The sequence below is a fragment of the Vibrio sp. Vb1755 genome, from assembly GCF_033338635.1.
Lineage (GTDB): Bacteria > Pseudomonadota > Gammaproteobacteria > Enterobacterales > Vibrionaceae > Vibrio > Vibrio alginolyticus.
Map to the genome: position 1 here is coordinate 1 of NZ_JAWOTA010000041.1, position 26,533 is coordinate 26,533.

A 26,533-nucleotide genomic window follows, 5' to 3' on the forward strand; every position below is an offset into this window, starting at 1 on the left:
GCGATCAAGCCAAATCCACAGTTGTCTTTCTCAAGACTTGGATCATAAAGAGCCATTGCAATTCTCCCTTTGCTTATCCGTCATCCCGACAGATATATCAACACTGCTTACGTTGATATCGATGACTAACTATGCGTCATCTTTATAGCTTTATGTATAATTATTCAGTAAAAGTTGTGAAATATTTAACATTTTTTGAGTGTTTTATTTTCATCAACTTCACAAGCTATAGCTTATTGTAAAAAAGGTCAAGTTATTAGTGGATCATCACGTGAATATACGATTTACCATTTAATAAGCTAAAATAGTTTAATAATTTCAAATAGATAGAAAATTGATTGTTACAAAAAAGTAACATTTGATTCTGTGGGAGATAAAAAAGACCAGCATAAAATGCTGGTCAAAATAGAAAGATTGGAAGGAATTGTTTTCTTTCTTCACCGATAGCCATCGATATTGCTGATGGCTATTAGGCAATTGAAAGAGAGAAGCATGACTGCTTCGTTAAGCAGAAAGCATCAGTGAATCTGCTTTTGCTTCTAGGTTTGTGCCACCCATTAGGTAATCATCGATAGCACGGGCACATTCGCGGCCTTCATTGATACAACGAACCACCAAAGATTGGCCTGTTCGCATATCACCAGCAGCAAATACGCCTTCTTGGTTAGTAGCAAAATCTTGAGTTGCTACGTTACCGCGATCGTCTAGTGCGATATCCAGTTGAGCAAGTACGCCTGTTGGTTCAGGGTGTAGGAAGCCCATCGCTAGAAATGCCATATCACATGGAATCACACGCTCGCTGCCTTCTACTTCTTTGAAGCTTGGGCGCTCGCCTGGTTTTGCATCTTGCCAAACGATATCAGCAAGACGAAGGCCTGTGACTTCACCTTTGTCATTTCCGATGAACTCTTTGGTCAGGATGTTCCAGTGACGATCGACACCTTCTTCATGAGAGGTCGAAGTACGTAGGATCATTGGGTATTGAGGCCAAGGCATATTGGCTGGGCGCTTCTCTGGTGGAATCGGCATGATTTCCACTTGAGTTACGCTTGCTGCGCCGTGACGGTTTGACGTACCTACACAGTCTGAACCGGTATCGCCACCACCAATGACAACCACATGTTTACCTTTTGCGTGAATCTCTTCCGTTTTCAGGTCCATGTTATTGGCGCGACGGTTGTTTTGACCTAGGAATTCCATCGCGAAGTGAACGCCTTTGAGCTCACGACCCGGAACGGGCAAATCACGTGGAACCGTTGAGCCACCGGTTAGTAGAACCACATCGAACTCTTGACGCAATTGTTGAGCATTTACATCAACACCGACGTGTTGGTTTACTTTAAACTCAATGCCAGCTTCTGCCATTAGATTGATCTTGCGATCAATGACTTCCATGCTCAGTTTAAAGTCTGGGATACCAAAACGTAGTAGACCGCCCACTTTCTCGTCTCGCTCGAATACCGTCACAGTATGACCTGCGCTGTTTAGCTGCTCAGCAGCTGCAAGGCCAGCAGGACCTGAACCAATGATCGCAACGGTTTTGCCAGTGCGAGAGCGTGGTGTTTTTGGTTTGGCGTACCCTTCACGATACGCCGTTTCTACGATGGTTTTTTCGATATTACAGATAGTGATTGGGTCTTGGTTGATACCAAGAACACAAGCACTTTCACATGGAGCAGGGCAAACACGACCAGTAAACTCTGGGAAGTTGTTCGTCGAGCTTAGGATGTTCCAAGCTTCTTCCCAGCTATCACGATAAACCGCGTCGTTAAATTCTGGGATGATGTTACCGATAGGGCAGCCGTTATGACAAAACGGCACGCCACAATCCATACAACGAGAAGCTTGAGTATTGATCTTGTCACCAAACTCCTCGTTCAGAACGAACTCTTTGTTGTTCTTGATGCGTTCAGCTGGGTCAATCTTCTGTGGTAGTTCACGACCATGCTCTAAAAATCCAGTAGGCTTACCCATTATACGGCCTCCACTTGAGTTTCGTTTCCTTGAGACAGTGCTTCAGCTTTGCGTTTTTGAAGAACCGCTTTATAGTCACGCGGCATTACCTTAGCCATAGAGGCTAGGCTAGCTTCAAAATTGTCTAGGAAAGACTGAGCGACTTCACTTCCTGTGAATTGAACATGCTTAGTTAGCATGTCGAGTAATAGATCTCTGTCTTCTTGCTCGATTGGATCTAGGTCTACTAGCTCTGGGTTCAGTTTCGACTCAAAGTCACCTGATTTATCCCATACGTATGCCACGCCGCCACTCATACCTGCGGCAAAGTTACGACCTGTTGAACCTAGGATAATTGCTGCACCGCCCGTCATGTATTCACAACCGTGGTCACCGACGCCTTCTACTACTACTTTCGCGCCTGAGTTACGAACACAGAAACGTTCACCAGCCATACCGCGAATGAAAGACTCACCCGAAGTTGCACCGTAGAAACACACGTTACCAACCACGATGTTGTCTTCCGCGACAATACTTGATTTTGCATCTGGGTAAAGTACTAAGGTACCGCCAGATAAGCCTTTACCCCAGTAGTCGTTCGCGTCGCCTTCCACTTCGAACTTCACGCCCTTAGCTAGGAATGCACCGAATGACTGACCCGCAGAACCTTTGAACTTCACGTTCATTGGCTGAGGTAGACCCGCATCTTTGTACACTTTCGAGATTTCGTTCGACAACATGGTACCTGCAGAGCGGTCCGTGTTGACGATAGGGAACTCGGCATTCACCGCTTCGCCTTTCTCTAGTGCAGGAATCGCTGCTTGAATCAGCTTACGGTCTAGCACTTCTTCTAGGTTGTGGTTCTGTTGAGCTTGGTTGAATACACCATCAGCTTCACGTGGTTGCTCAACGTGGAGAACAGGAGACAGATCTAGGTTCTTGTATTTCCAGTGAGAAATGTCTTGGCGGATCTTCAGTTTCTGACCTTGACCGACCATTTCATCGATAGTGCGGAAGCCAAGCTCAGCCATGATTTCACGTAGACCTTGTGCCATGTATTGGAAGAAGGTAACGACGTCTTCTACGCGGCCATCAAAGCGCTCGCGAAGCGTCTTGTTCTGAGTCGCGATACCAACAGGACAAGTGTTCTTATGACACTTACGCATCATGATACAACCTTCAACCACTAATGCTGCGGTTGCTACGCCCCATTCTTCTGCACCAAGTAGTGTTGCCACTGCAAGGTCGCGAGGTGTCTTCATCTGACCATCTGCTTGAACCACGATACGGTTACGTAGACCGTTCTTCAGTAGCGTTTGGTGCGTTTCTGCCAAGCCAAGTTCCCAAGGAAGACCGGTATGGCGGATTGAAGACATTGGTGATGCACCTGTACCGCCGTCGAAACCTGCGATTAGTACAACGTCCGCTTTCGCTTTCGCTACACCAGAAGCGATCGTACCTACGCCTGCTTCTGATACCAGCTTCACGTTTACACGGCCTGCGCGGTTCGCGTTCTTCAAGTCGTAGATAAGCTGAGCCAAATCTTCGATTGAGTAGATATCGTGGTGTGGTGGTGGAGAGATAAGGCCAACGCCCGGAGTCGAGTGACGCGTTGCACCGATCCAGTCATCTACTTTATCGCCTGGTAGCTGACCACCTTCACCTGGCTTCGCACCTTGAGCCATTTTGATTTGCAGCTCTTCAGCGTTAGTTAGGTAGTAAGAGGTTACGCCGAAACGACCTGAAGCCACCTGCTTGATTGCAGAGCGTTCCCAATCGCCGTTCTCTTTGCGCTCGAAACGCATTGGGTCTTCACCACCTTCACCAGAGTTCGATTTCGCGCCAAGACGGTTCATCGCAACAGCTAGTGTGGAGTGTGCTTCGTAAGAAATAGAACCGAATGACATTGCACCGGTCGCGAAGCGTTTCACGATGCTTTCAATTGGCTCGACTTCGTCGATAGAGATAGAACCAGCTGGGTTCTTAATGAACTCAAGTTGGCTACGTAGGGTTACCGCGTTGTCACCTTGCTTATCTACAGCAGTCGCGTATTGCTTGAACTGATCGTAGTTCTTGTTGCGCGTAGACTCTTGCAGTAGAGAAATGGTTTCTGGGTTGAATAGGTGCTTCTCACCACGCTGTTTCCATTGGTAAACACCACCAACATCCAGCATTTGAATTGGGATTTCGCGTTGTGGGTAACCGATGCGGTGACGGATCAGCACTTCTTTGGCGATATCATCAAGGGTAAGACCTTGGATACGAGAAACCGTACCTGTGAAGTATTTGTCGACCACTGACTTGTGGATACCCAACGCTTCGAAGATTTGTGCGCCGTGGTAAGACTGTAGCGTCGAGATACCCATCTTCGAGAAGATCTTCAGAAGACCGCCATTGATCGCTTTACGGTAGTTGTTGAACAGATCACGAGGGTTCGCTTCTGGATCCAACTTCTTCGTACGTTGAAGTTCAATGATGGTTTCAATCACTAGGTAAGGGTTAACCGCATTCGCACCGTAACCAAGTAGCGTTGCAAAGTGGTGCGTTTCACGCGCGTCACCAGTTTCAACCACGATGTCACACTTCGCACGTAGACCTTTACGGATCAAGTGGTGGTGCACTGCGCCAACTGCCAGCATTGCTGGGATCGCCGCGTGGTTTGAATTCACTGCGCGGTCAGTGAGTAGGATGATTGAGTAACCATCGATAACCGCGTCTTCTGCGTATTGGCAGATACGTTTTAATGCACGCTCAAGTTTGCCTTGATCTTCACTAGCTTGGAATACGATATCCAACGTTTTCGCTTGTAGGTGCTCGTTATCGATCGCACGTAGTTTTTCAAGCTCTGAGTTCGCCAGAACCGGCGATTCTAATTCGACTTTCTGACAGTGAAGTGGTGTTTCAGTCAGAAGGTTTTGGTCTTTACCCAAGTAAGTGTTCAGCGACATAACCATACGCTCACGGATCGGGTCGATCGGTGGGTTGGTTACCTGTGCGAACAGCTGCTTGAAGTAGTTAGAAAGATGTTGAGACTGATGAGATAGAACCGCAAGAGGCCAGTCGGCACCCATTGCTGATAATGGCTCTTTCGCGTCATTCGCCATTGGAACGATGATTTCGTTCACTTCTTCAGTGCTTACGCCAAACGCTTGTTGGCGGTGTAGAAGGTGTTCTGGCTTAGGTTGGCTGAACTGGTTGCTCGCATCTGGCAGCTTCTTCAAGCTCAGTAGGTTTTCTTCTACCCATTTCTCGTAAGGCTGTGCCGTTGCGATGGTGTCTTTCACTTCTTCATCGGAGATGATGCGACCTTGCTCTAGGTCTGCAACGAAGATACGACCCGGTTGTAGACGACCACGGAACTCTACGTTCTCTGGTTCAATATCCACAACACCAGATTCAGATGCCATCACTAGGAAGTTATCTTTGGTCACTGTGTAGCGAGAAGGGCGCAAACCGTTACGGTCTAGTGTCGCACCAACTTGAACACCATCAGTAAAACATACTGAAGCAGGACCATCCCATGGTTCCATGATGTTCGCGTGGTACTGATAGAACGCGCGACGTTTAGGATCCATGTTTTTGTTTTCTTGCCATGCTTCCGGGATCATCATCATCAATGCGTGTGGCAGGCTGCGACCAGAAAGAACTAGGAGCTCAAGTGCCATATCGAAGTTAGATGAATCCGAGCTGCCTTCCTGACAGATTGGAAGAAGCATGTCGATTTCAGCCTGAGTAAACAGGTCTGATTCTAGGATTGCTTCACGGGCTTTCATCCAGTTCAAGTTACCGCGAACTGTATTGATTTCGCCGTTGTGGGCAATGTAACGGAAAGGCTGTGCAAGACGCCATTTCGGGAAGGTGTTGGTAGAGAAACGAGAGTGTACCAGTGCCAGTGCAGTCACCATGGTCGGGTTTTGCAGATCGAGGAAGTACTGAGGTACTTGCTCGGTCGTTAACTGACCTTTGTACACCAATGTCTTGTAAGACATGGAGTTAATGTAGAAGTCGTCACCAATGTTCGAAACGCTTTCTAGGCAAACACGTACTGTGTAGTTACGAAGCACGTACAGTTTGCGTTCTAGTTCTTCAGGTGTGATGCCAGGGCCACCAGAGATAAACACATGCTCAAACTGAGGCTCTGTGCTTAGTGGGTCTGCACCAATCATTGAGTTATCGGTTGGCAATACGCGGTAGCCGATAACTTCAAGATCTAGACGTTGTGCGTTACGTTCTAGAATGTCACGGCATTGCTCGCGTTTGTATTCGTCTTTCGGGAAAAGAACGACACCAACACCATACTTTTCAAACGAAGGCAGTTTAATGCCTAGCTTAACGGCTTCTTCTAATAGGAATTCATGAGGTTTTTGTAGCAAGATACCCGCACCATCACCGCTGCATGGGTCACAACCTTGACCACCACGGTGTTCCATGCGAGCCAGCATATCCAATGCTTGAGTCACTACTTCATGAGATTTACGGTTTTTAAGGTGAGCAACAAAACCGATACCACAAGCGTCATGCTCCAGTTCCGGAGTGTACAGACCCTGTGGATTTTGCTCTCTATCTACCATAGATACATCCTTCCAGTTCAATGTCGACGCAAAAGTACCGGGCAGCAAATACTACCTAGACTATTGATTACGTCTTGTCCTTTATATTTATTATCGCCACCGATCTAGGTTGACCGGTCTTGATTCCTTTCCGTATCTCGCAGGAAAAGTTTTGCGAGAAAAACAATCCTTGGTGGTATCCCTTTATTTATTATCACTATCTAGTGATTTATATAGGTAGGAGTGGGATAACACCGACAAATCCCGCAGTGTGCTTTGTAATAAAAGTCACAAAAATAACGGGGTTGTGTAAGTATCCTACAATTTTGTCACTTCAGAATGCAATGAAAAACTCGGCGTTGTGACCCAATTTTTTCGTTTAATTATGCATTTTTAGTTTAACATTTACGCAACATGAACGATTTTTGTCTTTAATTATGCAAGTTTATTGATTTTGACCCGCATGATGGGTGTTTGAATTGATTAATATTGTGTGTTTTTTCTTGCAGGGATGTAATTTATTTACACAGATCGTAGTGAGATTGATTACGATTTATTGTTGGTGAGAATTTATGCAGTTACATGAGTTGGTCAATACAATCGGCCAAGATCTTCAGCGTCGATACGGTGAAAAGGTTCATAAGTTAACATTGCACGGTGGATTTAGTTGCCCTAACCGCGATGGCACGATTGGGCGGGGAGGATGTACATTTTGCAATGTGGCTTCGTTTGCAGATGAAGAAGTCCAGATAAAAAGCATTCACGAACAGTTAAAAGATCGCGCAGGTGAAATTCACAGAGCGAAGAAATATCTCGCTTATTTTCAGGCCTACACCAGTACCTATGCCGAGGTACAAGTTCTCAAAAACATGTATGAGGAAGCACTAAAGGCTGCAGACATGGTTGGTCTTTGTGTGGGGACGCGTCCTGATTGCGTCCCTGATGCGGTATTGGATTTACTGTCGGGCTATGTACAGCAAGGTTATGAAATTTGGCTAGAACTAGGTCTTCAAACCGCCAACAATGACACCCTAAAACGTATCAATCGTGGTCATGACTTTGAGTGTTATGCCGAAATCACTAAGCGTGCTCGAACACTCGGAATCAAGGTTTGTACTCACTTAATTGTGGGTTTACCCAAAGAAACCCGCGCCGAAAATATTGAAACGCTGCAAAAAGTGTTGGCCGTGGGAACGGATGGCATCAAGTTACATGGCTTGCATATTGTCGAAGGTAGCACCATGGCGAAAGCTTGGCGTGCTGGAAAGCTAGAAGCCCCTGAATTAGAAGAATATGTTGCGATCGCCAGTGAAATGATTCGTATGACACCACCAGATGTGATTTATCATCGCGTTTCATCAGCAGCCAGGAGGCCCACGTTATTATCGCCTCTGTGGTGTGAAAACCGTTGGCTAGCGATGACGGAAATTGGTCGAGATCTCAGTGCTCATGGTGCTCAAGGGAGTCTTACGGGGAATACCTTTATCTATACTAAACCGGAATTAATAGCAGATCGCTCAATAAATAACTGATATATTTTAACCAGTGTTCTTTGAAGGTTTAAACGATGGATCAGTTACTCAATTGGCTTTGGGGTGGTCAAGGCGGTTATGGCTATGTCGTCTTGTTGTTAATCGCAGGCGTGTGCGCGTTAGCACTGATCTATTTGCACTTTCAGACGTCACTTAAGCAACTAGTAACGGATTCTCCCTATCCAGTCATAGTGGTGGACACTAGCCATGCTCAGCTCTTGCTATCTAACCAGGCTGCGATGCAGTTATTAGGCATTCGCTCTTTGGGAACGGGGTATTTGTATCCTGCTTTATTCGATATTCATGAGCTTGAGCAGTTTCTCGAGCGCTTCTCTAGTCGTCATTTTCGTCAGCAGGCTTTTGACTGGCGACTATCTGATAGTGAATCTATTAAAGTGGAGCTGTCAGGCAGAAAGAGTTTATTGCGCAATCATCGAGTTTGGATTCTTTATGCTCAGCCATATCAAGCCACTCACCAAGAGCAGCAACAAGAACTTGCCCAATTAATCATCGCACGTTCGGCATTAGACTCACTTTCAGAGCTAATTTGTACCCAAGACCGCCAAGGCAATCTGTTAACGACCAATCGAGCATTTGATCAATTCTGGCAAGGGCGAAGGGAAGAAGCTTGCGCATCCAAGGCCTTGGGTGAGATGACCAGAAAGAGCGAACGTAAATGGACAACGGATCCACAAGGTCGAAGTTGCTTATTGGAAGTCAATCAAAACTCTCTTGTTTCGCCGAGTGGTGAGCTTATCGGTACGCTGTCTATTAGTCATGACGTGACTGAATGGCACAAGATGCAACAGAATCTGCGAGATGAAATGGAGCGTCGCAAAGATACAGAGGTGGCGCTAGCGCAAAGAGATACTATCTTACAAACGATTCTGGATGCCAGTCCGGACTCTATTGGTATTTTCAATGAGAACATGGTCTATCAAGCGTGTAATCAGCCTTTTGTTAAGGCGTTAGGCATTTCAAAAATTTCTGATTTGATAGGTAAGCGCCTCCAAGACGTGATTCCTAAAGAGATGTACGCGCGCTTAGCAGACAGTGACTTAGAAGCATTACGCCAGTTAGAGCCAGTTCGATACATAGATAAAGTCGTGAGTAGTGATGGTAAAAGTACGTGGTTTGATGTGGTGAAATCGCCTTTTAAAGATAAAGCATCAGGAACGAATGGTGTGCTGATCATGGCGCGTGATATTTCTGAGCGTTATCTTGCAGAACAAAAGTTGGAAAAAGCCAACCTAGAGTTAGAAAAATTGAGCTTTATGGATAGCTTAACTCAAGTATCGAACCGACGCCGTTTCGACGAACAACTGCAGGTATTGTGGTACCACCATGCTAGAGAAAAGCTGCCGCTCACCATCATGTTATGTGACATCGACTTTTTCAAAGATTACAACGACTGCTACGGTCACCAACAAGGTGATGAAGCGTTAGTCAGTGTCGCTACCGTGTTTACACAAGTCATCAATCGTTCTTCGGATTGTGTTGCGCGTTATGGTGGCGAGGAGTTTGGTTTTATATTGCCGAATACCACCACGGAAGGTGCGCGCAACGTAGCGCAGCGTATTCATGAGAAAATTCTACAGCTTGATATGGAACACGACAGTTCAGAAGCATCTGAACGCCTTACCGTCAGTATCGGTCTGGTCTCTTACATTCCTCAGCATGGTGATGAACCCGAAATGGGCATCGCTATGGCTGACAGTGCGTTATATCAAGCTAAAGCTGATGGACGTAATCGCACCTGTATTCACCCCAGTTCTTGCTAACGCTTTGTGACCGCTTGCTCTAAGTTGATAGCTGATTGTTTAAATCACCGTATTAAACACGTTAAACTTACAGAAGCCTGTGCGCTCGTTGGTTTATCTTTCTATCTCGTGTCACAAGCGCAGATCGCACCGTGTGTTTTTCACTAATCAAACAGACCTAAATTGCGTTAGGTCGAGTGCATTTACCTGTTTTTCATCATCGAATGGCGCTATCTAGCCACCACCATGGAGTAGTTAATGAAACCCATGAAAAATCTCGCCCAGTATTATGTCGACTTGCTAGTCAAACTGGGGATTGTTCGCTTCTCTATTTTGCTAGCCCTTGCGCTGGTGGCATTAGCTGTTGTGGTGCAGGTAGGGATTACTTTAGCTCTTAAAGGGCGAGTAGATGATATCGACATTGTCCGTTCGGTGTTTTTTGGTCTATTGATCACCCCTTGGGCGGTTTACTTCCTCTCTGTGGTTGTCGATCAACTAGAAGAGTCTCGCCAGCGTTTAACTAAGCTGGTGTCCAAACTGAAGGACATGCGTTCGCGAGATCAAGAGCTGAATTACCAACTTCAACAAAACATTGAAAAGCTTAACCAAGAAATTGAAGAGCGTATTAAAGCGGAAGAAGCACGTGAAGAGGCGATGCAAGACCTCGAAAATGAGGTGTTCCAACGCGAACGTACTCAATTAGAGTTGGCAGAACGTACCGCATTACTGCGTTCATTTATTGATGCCTCACCAGACTTAATTTACTACCGCAATGCGGATGGTGTTTTCTCTGGCTGTAACCGCGCGATGGAAGAGCTAACGGGCAAGAAAGAGCACCAGTTAGTCGGATTAAGCCCTTGGGATGTGTATAGCAAAGAAATCGCCGAGCATATCGTTGATACTGACCAAAAGGTTTTTGCCGATAATCAAGCGATTACTTACGAGCAATGGCTCGAATACCCAGATGGTCGCAAGCATTACTTTGAGCTGCGTAAAGTGCCATTTTACAGCAAAGATGGCCGCCACCTTGGTCTCGTTGGGTTCGGTCGTGATATCACTGAACGTAAGCGCCATGAAGAGTCGTTAGAGAAAGCAAGCCGCGACAAAACTACCTTCATCTCAACCATCAGTCATGAGCTGCGAACGCCGCTGAATGGCATTGTAGGCTTAAGTCGTATGCTTCTAGATAGTCCGTTGACAGAAGAGCAGCGTAAACACATGCAGACCATCAATGTGAGTGCGATTACGCTAGGTAACATCTTCAACGATATTATCGATATGGATAAATTTGATCGCCGTAAGTTAGAACTATTACCTGCGCCACTTAACTTCGAAGACTTCGTCGCAGAGATTGAGAGTATCTCAGCTCTGATGGCGGAACAAAAAGGGTTACGCTTTGATTTAGAACGTTTAAGCGACTTGCCAAAAGCAATTGAAGTGGATGCAACCCGTCTACGTCAGGTGATTTGGAACCTAGTCAGCAACGCAATGAAGTTCACCAAAGAAGGTGGCGTTGTGATGACAGTGAGTGCGGATGTCGAAGACGATTTTGCGACCATTATTATGGAAGTGGAAGACACAGGTATTGGTATTCCAGACGAAGAGCTAGATAAGATCTTTGCGATGTACTACCAAGTGAAATCAGGCAAGGACAACCTGCATGCGGTCGGTACAGGTATTGGTTTGGCGGTATCTAAGCAACTGATCAATATGATGGATGGTGACATTACGGTTACCAGTGAGGAAGGCTTTGGTAGCACTTTTACTGTATCGATCCACGTTCCGATTGTTGAACTAGCTGAGCCAGTCATTGATGCGAAACGCGACAATGTGCGCCTCAACATATTTATGGTCGAAGACATCGAGCTTAACGTAACTGTGGCTAAATCGTTACTAGAGAGCCTAGGGCACTCTGTCACCGTGGCAATGACGGGCCAAGAAGCGTTAGTGAACTTTGTGCCAGAAAAATACGACTTAGCGTTGTTGGATATCCAACTGCCTGATATGACGGGCTTTGATGTCGCCAATTATTACCGCAAGCATTATAACAATCTTCCTCCATTGGTCGCCTTAACTGCTAATGTAATGAAAGATCGTCGTGAATACTTAGATAACGGCATGGATGATGCGATCAGTAAGCCGCTGGCAGTGAATGCTATTCAGTCAGTGATTGATAAATTCTTCGCTCACCAGTTAGAACAACCTAAGGAAGTGGTGAGCGGTCCCGAAACAGTGGAAGAGCCAGTGCCTTCTCCTGTGATTGAGACACATTTGCTCGATATGGATATGTTAGAGTCTTACGTCGACATTGTTGGTGCAAAACCTGTCTACGACAGCATAAAAATGTTTGAAGATATGATGCCAGACTATATCGATGTCTTAGATTCGAACATGACAGCGAAAGATCAAGATGGGATTGTTTCTGAAGCGCATAAAATCAAAGGTGCTGCAGGTTCAATTGGCCTGAAACGTATCCAAAGTGTGGCGCAAAAAGCGCAATCGCCCGATATGCCAGCATGGTGGGAAAACATTTCAGACTGGGTTGAAGAGATCAAAAATGAATACCAAAACGATATTCAAGTCCTCAAAAGTTGGTTGGAACAAAGGAAATAACATGAAAAGAATCGCACCATTGGCATTAGCCATGGCATTGATGGCAGGCTGTAGTTCCGTTCCAAATGTGAATTGGCAACAAAACAGTCAGATTACGATTAATGAGGTTAATGTTGAGCTCAAAAGTAATTTATGGGTGAACCTCATGCCGAATATTGGGGACGTGGAAGAGCAAAGTATTCAAGGTGCACTTTACCTCGAAGGAGATCAGTTACTTCCTGCACATCTAACGGCAGAAGCTCTTATTATTAAACAGGGGCAAAAAGAGTGGTTGGTGGACAGTGCGTCTTTAGATACTCGAACGCACAGTGAAAGCCGATGGGAGGTGGCGTTCTCGTCTCACATTGATGTGAACACAGAAAAATCGGTTGATATCGCAGTGCTTCTAGACGATGCGGGTAAACAGCGTTGGTTAGTCGAAAAGTACGTGAAGATTAACAAGGTTTATTAACCGCAATGATGTTGCATTAGTCGTTAGACCTAAAACAAAAAGGGCTTGCTCAATGAGCAAGCCCTTTGCATATTAGCGGTTAAATCTAGTCTTCTAGATCGCCACAGAAGCGGTAACCTTCGCCGTGGATAGTGGCGATGATTTCTGGCGTACCTGAAACAGACTCAAAGTGCTTACGGATACGACGAATCGTTACGTCTACAGTACGGTCGTGTGGCTTAAGTTCACGACCAGTCATCTTCTTAAGAAGATCTGCACGAGTTTGAATCTTACCCGGGTTCTCACAGAAGTGCAGTAATGCGCGGAACTCAGAGCGAGGTAGCTTGTAGCTATCACCAGCAGGGCTTACTAGAGAGCGGCTGTTGATGTCTAGTACCCAACCGTTGAATTCATACTTTTCTACCGAGCGCTTCTCTTCTTGCACCGCGTTAGAGCTCATTGAGCGACTAAGTAGGTTACGTGCACGAATAGTTAGTTCACGTGGGTTGAATGGTTTAGTGATGTAGTCATCTGCACCAATCTCAAGACCTAGGATCTTGTCTACTTCATTGTCACGGCCTGTCAGGAACATTAAAGCAATGTTCGCTTGCTCGCGTAATTCACGCGCTAGTAGAAGGCCATTCTTGCCTGGAAGATTAATGTCCATAATAACCAAGTTGACTGAGTTATCAGACAACACTTGGTGCATCTCTTCACCGTCACTGGCTTCAAAAACAGCGTATCCCTCTGCTTCAAAAATACTCTTAAGAGTGTTACGAGTTACTTGCTCATCTTCAACGATAAGAATCTGCGGGGTTTGCATTGGCGGTACCTAAATTTGTGACAAAATTGTGCTAATAGAATAAATTCTAGGCAAAAATATAACATACAGGTAATGTGATTTTGATAATAAATCAAGTTGATCAAAAAAACACTTCTTTCAGTTATCCGCCCTCCATGGAATTTTGCCAACTCACCAGTATCCAATGGCGACGTTTATTCTAAAGGGCTTGTTTACCTTTCATTTCCTGCTTTCAGTGGGGCCTGAAACGTAAACACCCTAAGATATTGAGCGGATTTTATATTGTTAACAGCATGCTAACAATGCTCAAATGTTAATTCCATTCAGTTTGTTGATTTATATCAATTGATGAAATGTAACTGTTATTAATCGTTTAAGACTTATGATAGAAAAAAGTAATAAGAACATAGACGCATCGTTATGGAATGCTTATTCAGAATCTTTTTTCAGATTCGAAGCCGAGTGGCGTGTTTCAAACTATGCTGTGATAACCGCTTGGAACCCATACAGTAACTTGAGGTCCAAAGAAGAGAACAGCATAAACAATCACGCGTTAGAAAAACAGCTACAGCACGTTAATTACGCGCCTGTCACGGTAGGTGATAGCGCTTTTACATGGTATGAGGAAAGCTTTGCCGTCGAGTTGTCGCCAGAGGTAGCCGTTGAATTGGCGAGTGACTTTCAACAAAACGCGATTTATTACGTCATTAATGACCAACTTTATCTTATTGCGTGCTCGCAGCCGAAAGTTTTTCATACGTTAGGCTCCATTAAACCTCGGCTCGTATAGAAGGTATAGAAAAGGATACTGCTCACTGAAGCACCGCTTGGGTGAGAAAATTCACGGAGGAAATATGAGAGACATTACACCCGATATTTGTGACCAATTTGAAGACCAAGTGAGCTTGCTTACTTTACCATTGCAGAACTTTGGTCAACGTAGCGCTTTTTACGGTGAAATCGTTACGGTGCGCTGCTATCACGATAACTCGAAAGTGCGTGAAGTACTGGGCGAAGATGGAACGGGTAAAGTATTGATTGTTGACGGACATGGATCGTGTCAGAGAGCATTACTCGGCGATCAATTAGCGATACTCGGAATAGAAAATGGGTGGGAAGGTATCATTGTCTATGGTGCAATACGCGACGTAGCACAAATATCTCAAATGGACATTGGCGTTCAAGCTCTTGGAACTAACCCGTTTAAAACAGAGAAACGCGGGATAGGAGAGGTAAACGTAACCTTAACGATGCAAAACCAAATCGTTCAACCTAAGCACTACGTTTACGCGGACTGGAACGGTGTGTTGATTTCTAAGCAAAAGCTGGACTTCTAAAAACGAAAGCCTAAACCAACCTCAAAGCCTTGTTGCCAATCTTGGTAATCAAGAGTCGCGTGAAGATCCAGTTTATCGGTAATTTTTACGCGACTTGAGACTTCAGCCGCGAGGCTACTGTCGTCTTGGCGAATACCTTCCACTGTTTCGTTCTTGTAAGAGCGAACTGTACTTTTCAGCGTGACACGATCATTAAAGTGATAGCTGATCCCGCTCAAAAAACCACTTTGATTTTGGGTAGGAGAGTTATTGACTCGCGCACCGACATAAACGTCTACCGAATCAAAAAGCTCGTAAGCGTAACCCGTATCGATATTCCAAACATCAAAACTGTCAGACTGATAACTGTCGCTGGAAATGAATAGCTTATGAGGAGAAGGGGATGTTTTACCTGGAAGCGGCGGAAGTTCGTTTGCTAGACAAACACCAGGCACAAAAAACAGCAACAGAAAAAGCCATCTTTTCATGTTCACCACTCCTTGTGTCAACTTTTTTATTAGTATGCGCCCAAAGCTTCTCACTATTAAAGCATAGAATATGAAAGCTAGCTCACCTATTTTCTAAATAATTCGATCCTATGAACATAAGTCACAGTTAAGTTGTTGTTATGTGTCACAACCCTCTCGAATTATTTGATCGTACGTTTTATGGCAAAGATCAGACTAGTTATTAGATAAAAAACCGAACTGGTGATGATGGTTAAGTCCTTTACAAAAACTAACTGTAGATTTTTAAATGATCAATAATGTGTAATTAACTATAAATATCAATGACATTGCTTAGCAGAATTCTCTGAAAGATGGAAAAACAAACAATTTTTTGTTGACTATGTATCAGAAACTCGGTAAACGTAGAGTTAAGCAAACACAATTAACGTTGAATATTTATTTATGCCATCTAACAGCCTAGTAGTAATGACCACGACCATTATTATTACCGACACGACACATGTTGGGGCAGGCTGCTGAGCGAAAGAAATTCACAAAAAAGGCCTGTATCCAACAAGATACAGGCCTTTTTTTATGCTTTTTTATCCAGAATTTAGACAAATTTAAGAAGATATACCGGAGGAAGGGATGCGAGTATTGAAGTTTGGCGGATCATCACTAGCTGATGCAGATCGCTTTTTGAGAGCGGCAGACATTATTGCCAATAACGCTCAACAAGAAGAAGTGGCGGTTGTTCTTTCCGCTCCTGGTAAAACAACAAACAAATTGGTTGCGGTCATTGAAGGCGCATTGCGCAATGGTGAAGCAGAACTACAAATCAAAGAGTTGGAGGAGTCGTTTAAAACGCTCTTCACTCAAGTCCAAGCAGTACTACCCAATATCGATGGTTCAGCTTTCGATAACCAAGTGAAAACTTCTCTCTCTCAATTACGCCAATTCGTTCATGGCATCAATCTTCTTGGCATGTGCCCAAACAATGTTAATGCACGTATTATTAGCAAAGGCGAACGCGTTTCGATTCAATTGATGAAAGCGGTGTTAGAAGCCAAAGGCCAGCCTGCACATCTTATCGACCCAGTTGAATACCTATACGCAAAAGGTGATCACCTTGAAGCCATGGTCGATGTTGAAGTTTCGACTCAGAACTTCCACCAGAATCCTCTTCCTCAAGGTCATGTGAACATCATGCCTGGCTTTACCGCAGGTAACGAGAAAGGTGAATTGGTAACACTTGGTCGCAATGGCTCTGATTATTCGGCGGCGGTTCTTGCGGCGTGTCTGCGCGCAGATTGCTGTGAGATCTGGACAGACGTAGATGGTGTGTACAACTGTGACCCTCGCTTAGTCGAAGATGCTCGCCTACTTAAATCTCTTAGCTATCAAGAAGCGATGGAGCTTTCTTACTTCGGTGCTTCCGTTCTGCACCCGAAAACCATCGCCCCAATCGCACAGTTCCACATCCCATGTCTGATCAAAAACAGCTTTAACCCACAAGGTGCAGGAACTTTGATTGGGCAAGACACTGGTGAAGACAATCTGGCGATCAAAGGTATCACGACGCTAAACGACCTAACTATGGTTAACGTCTCCGGCCCAGGTATGAAGGGTATGGTTGGCATGGCAAGCCGCGTATTTGGCGCAATGTCTTCCGCTGGTGTGTCTATTGTTCTTATTACTCAGTCTTCTTCTGAGTACAGCATTAGCTTCTGTATTGAGGCAGAAGATAAAGCAAAAGCGCAACAAGTACTGGCCGATGCGTTTGAGTTGGAACTGAAAGATAGCTTATTAGAGCCGGTCGAGTTTATTGATAATGTTTCAATCATAACGTTGGTTGGTGACGGCATGCGTACATCGCGCGGTGTTGCATCTCGCTTCTTCTCATCTCTTGCTGAAGTGAACGTAAACATTGTAGCCATCGCACAGGGCTCATCTGAGCGTGCTATCTCAGCCGTGATTCCTGAAGATAAAATCTCTGAAGCGATCAAAGCGTGTCACGAGAACCTATTCAACTCTAAGCACTTCTTAGACGTATTCGTGGTTGGTATTGGCGGCGTTGGTGGTGAGCTGGTGGATCAGATCGAGCGTCAACAGGCGAAGCTTGCGGAAAAAGGCATCGTTATTCGCGTGTGTGGCTTGGCAAACAGCAAAGGTCTTCTGCTTGATAGTGAAGGTCTGCCACTCGATCATTGGCGTGATCGTATGTCGGCAGCGACAGAAGAGTTCAGCCTAGCGCGTTTGATTTCTTTGGTTCAACGTAACCACATCATCAACCCAGTATTGGTTGACTGTACATCAAGTGAAGATATCGCGAATCAATACGCTGATTTCTTAGCTGCTGGTTTCCATGTCGTTACACCAAATAAAAAAGCAAACACAGCAAGCATGGCTTACTACCATCAGCTTCGCGATGTTGCGCGCAGCTCTCGTCGCAAGCTGATGTACGAAACAACTGTGGGGGCGGGTCTACCGGTAATCGAAAACCTGCAAAACCTAATCTCAGCGGGTGATGAGCTAGAGCGCTTTAGCGGTATTCTTTCTGGCTCTCTGTCATACATCTTCGGTAAGTTAGATGAAGGTATGAGCCTAAGTGAAGCAACTAATATCGCAAAAGAAAATGGTTTTACTGAACCGGATCCTCGTGATGATCTTTCTGGTATGGATGTCGCGCGTAAGCTTCTGATCCTAGCTCGTGAAGCAGGCATGTCTCTAGAACTAGAAGACGTTGTGGTTGATCAAGCACTGCCACCAGGTTTTGATGATTCTGGTAGCGTTGATGAATTTATGGCGCGTTTACCTGAAGCAGACGCCTACTTTAAAGAATTATCTGCAAAGGCAGCGGAAGAGGGCAAAGTACTGCGCTACGTTGGTGAAATTAATGAGGGCAAGTGCACAGTAAGCATCGCAGCGGTGGATGAAAACGATCCAATGTATAAAATCAAGGACGGTGAAAACGCACTGGCATTTTACAGCCGTTACTATCAGCCAATCCCACTAGTGTTACGTGGCTATGGTGCAGGCACCGAAGTAACGGCTGCGGGTGTATTTTCTGACGTGATGCGTACTTTAGGTTGGAAACTAGGGGTATAACAATAATGAGTTCAAGTGATATGGATGTAGTGGTTTATGCCCCAGCATCAATTGGTAATGTAAGCGTTGGCTTTGATGTGCTGGGGGCTGCCGTGTCTCCAGTGGATGGCACACTATTGGGTGACCGTGTATTGGTGAAATCTGGGGCTGATCCGTTCAGCCTTAAAACGGCGGGTGATTTTGTTGAGAAATTGCCAACTGAACCAAAAGAGAACATCGTCTACGACTGTTGGCTCGTGTTTGCTCGTGAGTTAGACAAAAAAGGCGTTGAGCTAAAACCACTTGAGATGACGCTAGAAAAGAACATGCCAATTGGCTCTGGTTTAGGCTCAAGTGCATGTTCTATCGTCGCTGCATTAGATGCATTGAACCGATTCCATGGACAGCCACTTAACGAGACAGAATTATTGGCGCTGATGGGAGAGATGGAAGGCAAGATCTCTGGTGGTATTCACTACGACAACGTTGCGCCATGTTACCTTGGTGGTGTGCAACTGATGCTTGAAGAGTTGGGTATCATCAGTCAAGAAGTGCCTTGCTTTGATGATTGGTACTGGGTGATGGCGTATCCGGGTATCAAGGTATCAACGGCGGAAGCGCGTGAGATCCTACCATCTCAATACCGCCGACAAGATATCATCGCTCATGGTCGCCACCTTGCGGGCTTTATTCATGCGTGTCATTCTGGTCAGCCAGAACTTGCTGCAAAAATGATCAAAGACGTGATCGCAGAACCGTATCGTGAGAAACTGCTTCCAGGTTTTGCGAATGCACGTCAATACGCAGCGTCTGCGGGTGCATTGGCAACCGGTATTTCTGGCAGTGGTCCGACACTGTTCAGTATTTGCAAAGAGAAAGATGTCGCTGAGCGAGTTGCTCGCTGGTTAGAACAAAACTACGTACAAAACGAAGAAGGATTCGTCCACGTTTGTCGTCTAGATAAGCAGGGTTCGAAAGTAACAGGAAGTGAGCTATGAAGCTTTACAATATAAAAGAAAATGATGAACAAGTTTCCTTTGGCCAAGCCGTTCGCCAAGGGTTAGGTCGCAATCAAGGCCTATTTTTCCCATCGGAATTACCAAAATTTGAAGATATCGATGCGCTGCTTGCAGAAGACTTTGTCTCTCGTAGCACTAAGATTCTATCGGCGTTAATTGGAGATGAACTTGCAGAAGAGCAGGTGAATGCTCTTGTTGATGCTGCATTCCAATTCCCTGCGCCAATTAATCAGGTCAAAGACGGTGTTTACGCTCTGGAACTGTTCCATGGTCCAACGCTTGCATTTAAAGATTTTGGTGGTCGCTTTATGGCGCAATCTCTTGCAGCCGTTTCGGACGGTGGCAAGATCACCATTCTGACTGCAACTTCTGGCGATACTGGCGCAGCCGTTGCGCATGCTTTCTACGGTATGGAAGACATCAACGTTGTGATTCTTTATCCAAAAGGCAAGATCAGCCCACTGCAAGAGAAGCTATTCTGTACGCTTGGTAAAAACATTCACACTGTCGCGATCGATGGAGACTTCGATGCGTGTCAGGCACTGGTTAAGCAAGCTTTTGATGATTCTGCACTGCGTGAAGAGATCGGTCTGAACTCTGCAAACTCAATCAACATCAGCCGTTTGATGGCGCAAATCTGTTACTACTTTGAAGCAGCTGCGCAAATGAGCAAACAAGAGCGTGAAAACCTTGTTGTGTCTGTACCAAGTGGTAACTTTGGTAACCTAACTGCTGGTCTATTGGCAAAAGCGTTGGGCTTGCCTATCAAACGCTTTATCGCTGCAACTAATGCCAATGACACGGTTCCTCGCTACCTAGAAACAGGTAAGTGGGAGCCAAAACCAACAGTCGCAACAACATCGAACGCGATGGACGTGAGCCAACCAAACAATTGGCCTCGTATTGAAGAGCTGTGCCGCGTGAAAGAGTGGGGCTTGGAGACGTTAGGTAAAGGCGCAGTATCTGATGAGCAAAGCGCACAGTCAGTGAAAGATTTACATGCTCTAGGCTACCTATGCGAACCGCATGGTGCGATTGCTTACCGAGTGCTTGAAGAACAATTGCAAGACGGTGAAACCGGTCTGTTCCTATGTACTGCTCACCCTGCGAAGTTCAAAGAAGTGGTGGATGATATTCTAGAATCCGATATCGACCTTCCTGCGCCACTAGCGAAGCACGCTGCGATGGAGCTGCTATCGGAAGAGCTCGACGCAGACTTTGACGCATTGAAACAAGTACTGCGCCGCGTGCAGTAAGCTTCAAAGTATAGTAAGTATCAAAAACAGAAATAACGAGAGGTGAATGAGTAATCATTCACCTTTTTTATTGTCGGTAAGTTGTGACTCTCTTTATGATTGAGAAACGAACTTAACTAAATGAGATAGAAAGAGAAGCATGCATTTTTTGATTTTTCTTGGCTCAGTGAGAAACAGCACGCCACCACGACCAGCCCGTTTAGGAATGCGAGTCAGTAAAGCGTGTGAAAAACTCATCGCGAGTCAACATTCGCAACATATGGTCGAAATCATCGACCCTTTGAATTACGACTTTGGCGATGTGTTTAAGCCCGAGTTTGCTTATCACCGCTCTAAAGTTCCGCAGCACCTAAGTGAGCTGGCAGACAAAATCAAACATGCGGATGGGTATGTGATGGTTAGCCCGGAATATAACCATTCGATGAGTCCTGCTTTGGCGAACATGCTTAACCATTTCGGCAGTTCGCTGTTTTCTTACAAGCCGAGTGCTATCGTGACCTATTCTGCCGGACAATGGGGTGGTGTTAGAGCTGCCGTTTCTATGCGTACCTTCTTATCTGAACTTGGATGTTTACCTGTCTCTGCGATGATCCACATTCCGAAAGCGCAAGAAGTCTTTGATGAACAGGGCGTTGCTGCGGATGAGTCGGAGCAGACGCAGTGGGACAACTATATGAATCGCACGATGCATCAATTGATTTGGTGGGCAGAAGGGGCGTCACTGCAAAGAGATAGGCTTGATCCAACCTCTGTAGCGCAAGCGTTTCAGAAAGATCCTTCGCAAAGAAATGCATCTTAGAGGCGAGTTGCTTTCCATTATAGAAAGGGTTTAGAAGGATTCTGAAACAAAAAAAGCTTGGTCATTGCAGACCAAGCTTTTTAAATTCTAGCGAGCTAGTTTACTGAGAGATTATAGAGTCTCAGTAAAAGTACGAGCGATTACATCACGTTGTTGCTCTGGAGTTAGCGAGTTAAAACGTACTGCGTAACCAGAAACACGAATAGTTAGTTGTGGGTATTTCTCTGGGTGTGCAACTGCATCTTCTAGTGTTTCGCGTTTAAGCACGTTCACGTTTAGGTGTTGGCCGCCTTCGATACGAGGAGCAGTTTCGATTGCAACTTCACGGCTTTCGTATTCACCTAGGTCGCTGATTGCGATAACTTGGTCTGCTTCGTAGCCAGCAGTTGCAGCAACACAGCGAGCTTCATTTTTTTCGCTATCTAATAGCCAGATAGAGTTTAGTAGGTCGTCGTTTGCCGCTTTTGTAATTTGGATACCTTGGATCATCACTATCTCCTAGACCACTTACGTGGTGATTATTGGTGTTAATTTTCGAATTTTCGTTGAGCTGAGTATTATATAGCTAATATCCACTATTTTAATATTGATTTAAGTCAAAAAACAACCAAAAACATTATTTTTATTAAGGTGATTTTATTGAGTTAAATCAATAAAACCTTTGAAAACAAACTAATTACAATTTATTTGAGAATATAAAAAATATTTAATAACTGGTTTTGTTGTAAATTTACTACAAATTGAGATTAAAGTTTAAACTGGTTAACGCAACTATCTGTATTTAGGTAGCAATACTGAAAGTCTAAAGTGATTAAATGACAAACATGAAAAACAAGCTTGGGAATAAACTCATTGGTGCACATGTCTCTGCTGCTGGTGGGGTCGATCAAGCTCCGTTGAGAGCTCGTGAAATTGGCGCGAATGCCTTCGCACTATTTACAAAAAACCAACGCCAGTGGGTGGCGAAGCCTTTAGAAGCAAAAACCATCAGTGCGTTTAAAGCGAACTGTAAAATGCTGGGTTTCGGAGCAGAGCATATTCTTCCCCATGATTCTTATCTGATTAACTTGGGTGCGCCGGAAGAAGAAAAGCTGAATAAATCCCGCGCGGCATTTATTGATGAAATGGAGCGTTGTAATCAGTTGGGGCTGACTTTGCTTAACTTCCATCCGGGCAGTCACCTAAAGAAAGTCTCTGAACAGGAGTGTCTCGCGACGATCGCCGAGTCGATCAATCTTGCGCATAAAGCGGTGCCGAATGTGATCGCTGTTATCGAGAATACGGCAGGTCAAGGCACTAACTTAGGCTGGAAGTTTGAGCACCTAGCTGAAATCATCGAGCAAGTGGAAGATAAAGATCGTGTCGGCGTTTGTATTGATACCTGCCATACCTTTACGGCTGGTTATGACTTACGTACAAAAGAAGATTGCGAGCGCACCTTTGCAGAGTTCGACCGTATCGTAGGTATGCACTATTTAAGAGCAATGCATCTAAATGATTCAAAAGTAGAGTTTGCCAGCAAAGTAGATCGCCACCATTCTCTAGGTAAAGGAGAGATCGGGTGGGATTGCTTTGAGTACATCGCGAAAGACCCTCGTTTTGATGGTATCCCTCTGATTTTGGAAACAATTGATCCAGATATTTGGCAGCAAGAGATCAACACGTTGCGTCAATTCCATTTAGCGGCCATTGACAGTTAATGGCGTAACCACAAAGTTGGCACCTTTCTTTCTTAGTCATTGAACATCAATCTCTGAATTAGCAAAGAAGGATGCCAACATGTCTCGACCATTCTCTTTTACTCCTTATACTTACACTCGTCGTGTGCTTCGCTTACCGATGCCTAATCGTCACATTACCGGACAGGGGCATTTTCGAACGCCACAGAAGCATTAGTCTTTTATTACTTGTCTCAAGTTCGTGGTAAGTTTTTGTTTGTTTGAGTTTCGCTCGTTAGAATGGAAGCAAAATTTAGGACAGGAACTTTCCATGAATCAGTCACCCACTTGGCACGATGTGATCGGCGAAGAGAAAAAGCAGAGCTACTTTGTAGACACCTTGAATTTTGTTGAAGCCGAACGCGCCGCAGGCAAAGCTATTTTTCCTCCCGCAAAAGATGTCTTTAACGCGTTTCGTTTTACCGAGTTCAAAGACGTTAAGGTCGTGATTCTAGGACAAGACCCATACCACGGCCCAAATCAGGCGCATGGCCTGTGTTTCTCTGTACTTCCTGGCATTAAAACGCCACCGTCACTGGTTAATATGTATAAAGAGCTGGCGCAAGATATTGAAGGTTTCCAAATCCCTCAGCATGGTTTTTTGCAAAGCTGGGCTGAACAAGGCGTATTGTTACTCAATACGGTATTAACGGTGGAGCAAGGTAAAGCGCATTCACATTCAAAGACAGGTTGGGAAACGTTTACTGACCGAGTGATTGAAGCCATTAATCAGCATCAAGAAGGTGTAGTGTTCTTGCTGTGGGGGTCACACGCGCAGAAGAAAGGGCGCTTTATCGATCGCAACAAGCACCATGTGTTAGCTGCCCCACACCCATCGCCACTTTCTGCACATCGAGGCTTTTTCGGTTGTAAGCATTTCTCTCAAGCAAACCAGTTGCTTACATCACAAGAAAAAGCACCAATTAACTGGCATTTGCCATTAACTGTATAAATGAAGAGACAGCGATCATGGATGCTATGATCGCTGTTTTTTTTGAGCACGCTCGAGGCTGATAGTAAATTTCTCATGTACACTTACTAAAAGTAGGTGTTAAGGAGAGACGCTATGATGATCGAAAGAATTCGACGCGAACATGGTTATATGGTTCGTCTGTTGGCGATACTGCGCCATAAGCTTAATGAGATAAAAAAAGAACGTGTAATCAACTATGCGTTAGTAAGCGAGATTGTTGATTACCTCTCTAATCATTCGGAGAAAGTACACCACCCGAAAGAAGATATCCTCTATCACCACTTTCTTGAACACTATGGTAAGCAACAAACCATGGAAAATTTAGAGAAAGAACATCTAGAGTTAGCGAGTAAAACCAGAGAGTTTTCATCCGTGATAGAGATGATCCTTCAGGATGCTGTTGTGCCACAAGACATGTTCGTCGCTCACCTAGAAGATTTCATTGAATCGCAAAGGCGCCACTTGGAGCTAGAAGAGCGAAAAATTTTGCCTCTCATTGAAGAGTTATTTACCACAGAAGATTGGCAGCATGTCGAGAGCTTATGGAGCGTCAGTGAGGATGACCCTGTATTTGGTGACACGATTGCTGATCGTTATAAGCAGTTGGCCGAACGTGTTCGTCAAAGTGATACTGAGTATGTTTAAGACTGAATGATGAAACCTGAGCGAGCGAAAGTCGTCTCTCGGGTTTGTGAGATACACTTCTTATTTATTGGGAATCAAACGAAAATTTCGTGTGCATATTTCTCGGCAAAAAGTACGGAAGATTCTCATTGAGTAATAATGGTATTCATACTTAAACCTTGGTACATAAACTCACGGTGTTTACGGTCACTGTAAACAAAAAACAAAAGGCACCTGTAAGGTGCCTTTTGTTTGAATTAGAGTTTAATGTCTTCCAAGTTATAATCGGTACAGACATCAAGTTCGCGCAGCTCTTTAAGCAAATTGCGTCTGTCGTTCATCTCTTCTATTTCACGCCACTTTCGCTTTACTGGTTTGGCACGAGATTTGGTTGTTGAGGTAGTATCCAGATTAAAAATGTCATCTAGTTGAAAGCCTTCCATAAGCCACCTTTACCTTTCTTAAGCTAAACTGTTGTAACCAGTCCTTGTGGAGTTTTTTAAGTACCACAATAGCCGTGAGAATAACCATGATATATTTCGCATTTGTGTCGGTAGCATGACATTTTCGTGCAAAAATATTCTCAAAATCACACTTTTTATTGCAACGATGTGGATAAAAAATGCACAAACGATCTCAAGAAAACGATTAAATAGAGAGATTTTCTATGTTAATTCGATTTGATGAATGGGTGCACTGCGCAAAGGTTAAAGTTGCATAAAATCAGTTTGATGAAATAGTGTTCAATTAGATGGTAAGTCACTAGCGTAAATTTATGTAACACCTTGTGAATACTAGCTTGTTCTTGTTTATACGGTTTACCATTCTATTTAATGAGGAATAATTATTTATGTTGGTGTTTGGTAATTGAAATGTTGCGCAGTTTGAGTGTTAAGTCTTCTATTTATGTTATTTTTTGGTGACTTTATAGTGAAAAATAACAATGTTATTCTCATTGTTGCATATTGATTTTTGCGCTCCTAGGTTGCATTATCCGCCCGTCAAAAAATACGCTGGTACGTAAAATGGATGCATGAAGCGACGTTTACGATTCTAGATTGCCCATAAACATTACTTAAAAAGCTAAGCACACTTTGACACTTAGCAGGCAATTTGGTGGATGGCTAGGACGCATAGACTGGCGCAACTCACTTTGAGGTACACATGACAGACTTAATCAATTTGATGAACGATCTCCTCTGGGGCTCGATTCTGGTTTATCTTCTTGTTGGTGTTGGTATTTACTTCACCGTTCGATTAGGGTTCATTCAGTTCCGCCATTTCGGCCACATGTTCTCTGTTCTTAAGAACAGCCGTAAAGCAGACAAAGCTGGTATTTCCTCTTTCCAAGCGCTTTGTACTAGTCTTGCTGCACGTGTTGGTACAGGTAACATGGCGGGCGTTGCAGTTGCATTGACTGCGGGTGGTCCTGGTGCGATCTTCTGGATGTGGCTGATTGCAATGCTTGGTATGGCAACATCGTTTGCTGAGAGCACACTGGCGCAGCTATACAAAACCAAAGATGATGATGGCAACTACCGTGGTGGCCCTGCCTACTACATGGAAAAAGGCCTGGGCATGCGTTGGATGGGCGTGTTGTTCTCAGTTTTCCTAATCATCGCTTTTGGTTTGGTATTCAACGCCGTACAAGC

The 26,533-nt window shown here is 44.7% G+C and carries 21 protein-coding genes and 1 other annotated feature; of the genes, 15 read left to right on the forward strand and 6 right to left on the reverse strand.

The window, feature by feature from the left end; translation table 11 throughout:
- Positions 1-504 precede the first annotated feature (504 nt).
- Together R7E00_RS21545 and gltB are read right to left on the reverse strand one after the other, a co-directional pair.
- A complete protein-coding gene (locus R7E00_RS21545; RefSeq protein WP_138938955.1) occupies positions 505-1,974 on the reverse strand; it encodes a glutamate synthase subunit beta in 1,470 nt (489 codons plus the stop codon).
- Positions 1,974-6,524, reverse strand: a complete 4,551-nt coding sequence (gene gltB, locus R7E00_RS21550; protein ID WP_158159561.1) for a glutamate synthase large subunit — start codon at positions 6,522-6,524, stop codon at positions 1,974-1,976. Before gltB ends, R7E00_RS21545 begins: the two co-directional genes overlap by 1 nt.
- Before the next feature lie 551 nt (positions 6,525-7,075).
- On the opposite strand from gltB, the gene R7E00_RS21555 reads away from it, so the two are divergent.
- The 4 genes from R7E00_RS21555 (at position 7,076) to R7E00_RS21570 (ending at position 12,859) form a co-directional block, all read left to right on the forward strand.
- A complete protein-coding gene (locus R7E00_RS21555; protein ID WP_017633631.1) occupies positions 7,076-8,035 on the forward strand; it encodes a TIGR01212 family radical SAM protein in 960 nt (319 codons plus the stop codon).
- A gap of 35 nt (positions 8,036-8,070) precedes the next feature.
- Positions 8,071-9,816 carry a GGDEF domain-containing protein gene (locus tag R7E00_RS21560; protein ID WP_025768422.1) on the forward strand — a complete coding sequence of 582 codons (1,746 nt, stop codon included), beginning with the start codon at positions 8,071-8,073 and terminating at the stop codon, positions 9,814-9,816.
- A 237-nt stretch (positions 9,817-10,053) separates the two neighbouring features.
- Positions 10,054-12,408, forward strand: a complete 2,355-nt coding sequence (arcB, locus tag R7E00_RS21565) for an aerobic respiration two-component sensor histidine kinase ArcB (protein WP_005381826.1) — start codon at positions 10,054-10,056, stop codon at positions 12,406-12,408.
- Between the two features lies 1 nt (position 12,409).
- Entirely contained in the window at positions 12,410-12,859 is a 450-nt protein-coding gene (locus R7E00_RS21570; protein ID WP_262606254.1) for a hypothetical protein, read from the forward strand.
- Between the two features lie 85 nt (positions 12,860-12,944).
- Here R7E00_RS21570 and arcA read toward each other — a convergent pair whose 3' ends face one another.
- Positions 12,945-13,661, reverse strand: a complete 717-nt coding sequence (gene arcA, locus R7E00_RS21575; protein WP_005381824.1) for a two-component system response regulator ArcA — start codon at positions 13,659-13,661, stop codon at positions 12,945-12,947.
- 361 nt (positions 13,662-14,022) lie between these two features.
- Here arcA and R7E00_RS21580 point away from each other — a divergent pair, with 361 nt between their 5' ends.
- Together R7E00_RS21580 and R7E00_RS21585 are read left to right on the forward strand one after the other, a co-directional pair.
- On the forward strand, positions 14,023-14,430 hold the full coding sequence (locus R7E00_RS21580; protein ID WP_005381823.1) for a DUF3293 domain-containing protein: 408 nt from the start codon (positions 14,023-14,025) through the stop codon (positions 14,428-14,430).
- Positions 14,431-14,494: 64 nt separating this feature from the next.
- Complete coding sequence (locus R7E00_RS21585; RefSeq protein ID WP_005381822.1) at positions 14,495-14,977, forward strand: putative 4-hydroxy-4-methyl-2-oxoglutarate aldolase; 483 nt, start codon at positions 14,495-14,497, stop codon at positions 14,975-14,977.
- On the opposite strand, the gene R7E00_RS21590 is transcribed toward R7E00_RS21585, so the two are convergent.
- Positions 14,974-15,444 (reverse strand): ribonuclease regulator, encoded by a 471-nt coding sequence (locus tag R7E00_RS21590; protein WP_065274187.1) that lies wholly within the window; start codon positions 15,442-15,444, stop codon positions 14,974-14,976. The two genes, R7E00_RS21585 and R7E00_RS21590, sit on opposite strands and share 4 nt — an antisense overlap.
- A gap of 423 nt (positions 15,445-15,867) precedes the next feature.
- Here R7E00_RS21590 and thrL point away from each other — a divergent pair, with 423 nt between their 5' ends.
- From thrL to R7E00_RS21615, 5 genes are all read left to right on the forward strand, one after another.
- Complete coding sequence (gene thrL / locus R7E00_RS21595) at positions 15,868-15,945, forward strand: thr operon leader peptide (protein ID WP_074192076.1); 78 nt, start codon at positions 15,868-15,870, stop codon at positions 15,943-15,945.
- Positions 15,881-16,000: a sequence feature (Thr leader region), on the forward strand. It overlaps the preceding gene by 65 nt.
- A 53-nt stretch (positions 16,001-16,053) precedes the next feature.
- On the forward strand, positions 16,054-18,513 hold the full coding sequence (gene thrA, locus R7E00_RS21600) for a bifunctional aspartate kinase/homoserine dehydrogenase I (RefSeq protein ID WP_262606253.1): 2,460 nt from the start codon (positions 16,054-16,056) through the stop codon (positions 18,511-18,513).
- 20 nt (positions 18,514-18,533) lie between these two features.
- The gene (gene thrB, locus R7E00_RS21605) at positions 18,534-19,490 is read left to right on the forward strand and encodes a homoserine kinase (RefSeq protein ID WP_017635074.1); all 957 of its coding nucleotides are present in this window, start codon (positions 18,534-18,536) and stop codon (positions 19,488-19,490) included.
- Positions 19,487-20,767 (forward strand): threonine synthase, encoded by a 1,281-nt coding sequence (thrC, locus tag R7E00_RS21610; protein WP_033906104.1) that lies wholly within the window; start codon positions 19,487-19,489, stop codon positions 20,765-20,767. Before thrB ends, thrC begins: the two co-directional genes overlap by 4 nt.
- Before the next feature lie 139 nt (positions 20,768-20,906).
- Complete coding sequence (locus R7E00_RS21615; RefSeq protein ID WP_262606252.1) at positions 20,907-21,566, forward strand: NADPH-dependent FMN reductase; 660 nt, start codon at positions 20,907-20,909, stop codon at positions 21,564-21,566.
- Positions 21,567-21,677: 111 nt separating this feature from the next.
- Here R7E00_RS21615 and grcA read toward each other — a convergent pair whose 3' ends face one another.
- Positions 21,678-22,055 (reverse strand): autonomous glycyl radical cofactor GrcA, encoded by a 378-nt coding sequence (gene grcA / locus R7E00_RS21620; RefSeq protein WP_005381814.1) that lies wholly within the window; start codon positions 22,053-22,055, stop codon positions 21,678-21,680.
- A 326-nt stretch (positions 22,056-22,381) separates the two neighbouring features.
- Here grcA and nfo point away from each other — a divergent pair, with 326 nt between their 5' ends.
- From nfo to R7E00_RS21635, 3 genes are all read left to right on the forward strand, one after another.
- A complete protein-coding gene (gene nfo, locus R7E00_RS21625) occupies positions 22,382-23,266 on the forward strand; it encodes a deoxyribonuclease IV (protein ID WP_017821508.1) in 885 nt (294 codons plus the stop codon).
- Positions 23,267-23,555: 289 nt separating this feature from the next.
- Positions 23,556-24,236: a uracil-DNA glycosylase gene (gene ung / locus R7E00_RS21630; protein ID WP_005382846.1), complete on the forward strand. Its 681-nt coding sequence runs from the start codon at positions 23,556-23,558 to the stop codon at positions 24,234-24,236.
- Between the two features lie 114 nt (positions 24,237-24,350).
- Positions 24,351-24,902, forward strand: coding sequence for a hemerythrin domain-containing protein (locus tag R7E00_RS21635; protein WP_017821507.1), 552 nt, complete (start codon positions 24,351-24,353; stop codon positions 24,900-24,902).
- A 236-nt stretch (positions 24,903-25,138) separates the two neighbouring features.
- On the opposite strand, the gene R7E00_RS21640 is transcribed toward R7E00_RS21635, so the two are convergent.
- Entirely contained in the window at positions 25,139-25,324 is a 186-nt protein-coding gene (locus tag R7E00_RS21640) for a DUF3545 family protein (RefSeq protein ID WP_005381805.1), read from the reverse strand.
- 721 nt (positions 25,325-26,045) lie between these two features.
- Here R7E00_RS21640 and R7E00_RS21645 point away from each other — a divergent pair.
- On the forward strand, positions 26,046-26,533 hold a 488-nt coding region (locus tag R7E00_RS21645; RefSeq protein WP_318124465.1), incomplete at its 3' end, for an alanine:cation symporter family protein.

Bases quoted from the DNA above. Each gene is read 5' to 3' on its own strand.
- R7E00_RS21545 (WP_138938955.1), bottom strand. From the start codon at position 1,974: ATGGGTAAGCCTACTGGATTTTTAGAGCATGGTCGTGAACTACCACAG.
- gltB (WP_158159561.1), bottom strand. From the start codon at position 6,524: ATGGTAGATAGAGAGCAAAATCCACAGGGTCTGTACACTCCGGAACTG.
- R7E00_RS21555 (WP_017633631.1), top strand. From the start codon at position 7,076: ATGCAGTTACATGAGTTGGTCAATACAATCGGCCAAGATCTTCAGCGT.
- R7E00_RS21560 (WP_025768422.1), top strand. From the start codon at position 8,071: ATGGATCAGTTACTCAATTGGCTTTGGGGTGGTCAAGGCGGTTATGGC.
- arcB (WP_005381826.1), top strand. From the start codon at position 10,054: ATGAAACCCATGAAAAATCTCGCCCAGTATTATGTCGACTTGCTAGTC.
- R7E00_RS21570 (WP_262606254.1), top strand. From the start codon at position 12,410: ATGAAAAGAATCGCACCATTGGCATTAGCCATGGCATTGATGGCAGGC.
- arcA (WP_005381824.1), bottom strand. From the start codon at position 13,661: ATGCAAACCCCGCAGATTCTTATCGTTGAAGATGAGCAAGTAACTCGT.
- R7E00_RS21580 (WP_005381823.1), top strand. From the start codon at position 14,023: ATGATAGAAAAAAGTAATAAGAACATAGACGCATCGTTATGGAATGCT.
- R7E00_RS21585 (WP_005381822.1), top strand. From the start codon at position 14,495: ATGAGAGACATTACACCCGATATTTGTGACCAATTTGAAGACCAAGTG.
- R7E00_RS21590 (WP_065274187.1), bottom strand. From the start codon at position 15,444: ATGAAAAGATGGCTTTTTCTGTTGCTGTTTTTTGTGCCTGGTGTTTGT.
- thrL (WP_074192076.1), top strand. From the start codon at position 15,868: ATGCCATCTAACAGCCTAGTAGTAATGACCACGACCATTATTATTACC.
- thrA (WP_262606253.1), top strand. From the start codon at position 16,054: ATGCGAGTATTGAAGTTTGGCGGATCATCACTAGCTGATGCAGATCGC.
- thrB (WP_017635074.1), top strand. From the start codon at position 18,534: ATGGATGTAGTGGTTTATGCCCCAGCATCAATTGGTAATGTAAGCGTT.
- thrC (WP_033906104.1), top strand. From the start codon at position 19,487: ATGAAGCTTTACAATATAAAAGAAAATGATGAACAAGTTTCCTTTGGC.
- R7E00_RS21615 (WP_262606252.1), top strand. From the start codon at position 20,907: ATGCATTTTTTGATTTTTCTTGGCTCAGTGAGAAACAGCACGCCACCA.
- grcA (WP_005381814.1), bottom strand. From the start codon at position 22,055: ATGATCCAAGGTATCCAAATTACAAAAGCGGCAAACGACGACCTACTA.
- nfo (WP_017821508.1), top strand. From the start codon at position 22,382: ATGACAAACATGAAAAACAAGCTTGGGAATAAACTCATTGGTGCACAT.
- ung (WP_005382846.1), top strand. From the start codon at position 23,556: ATGAATCAGTCACCCACTTGGCACGATGTGATCGGCGAAGAGAAAAAG.
- R7E00_RS21635 (WP_017821507.1), top strand. From the start codon at position 24,351: ATGATGATCGAAAGAATTCGACGCGAACATGGTTATATGGTTCGTCTG.
- R7E00_RS21640 (WP_005381805.1), bottom strand. From the start codon at position 25,324: ATGGAAGGCTTTCAACTAGATGACATTTTTAATCTGGATACTACCTCA.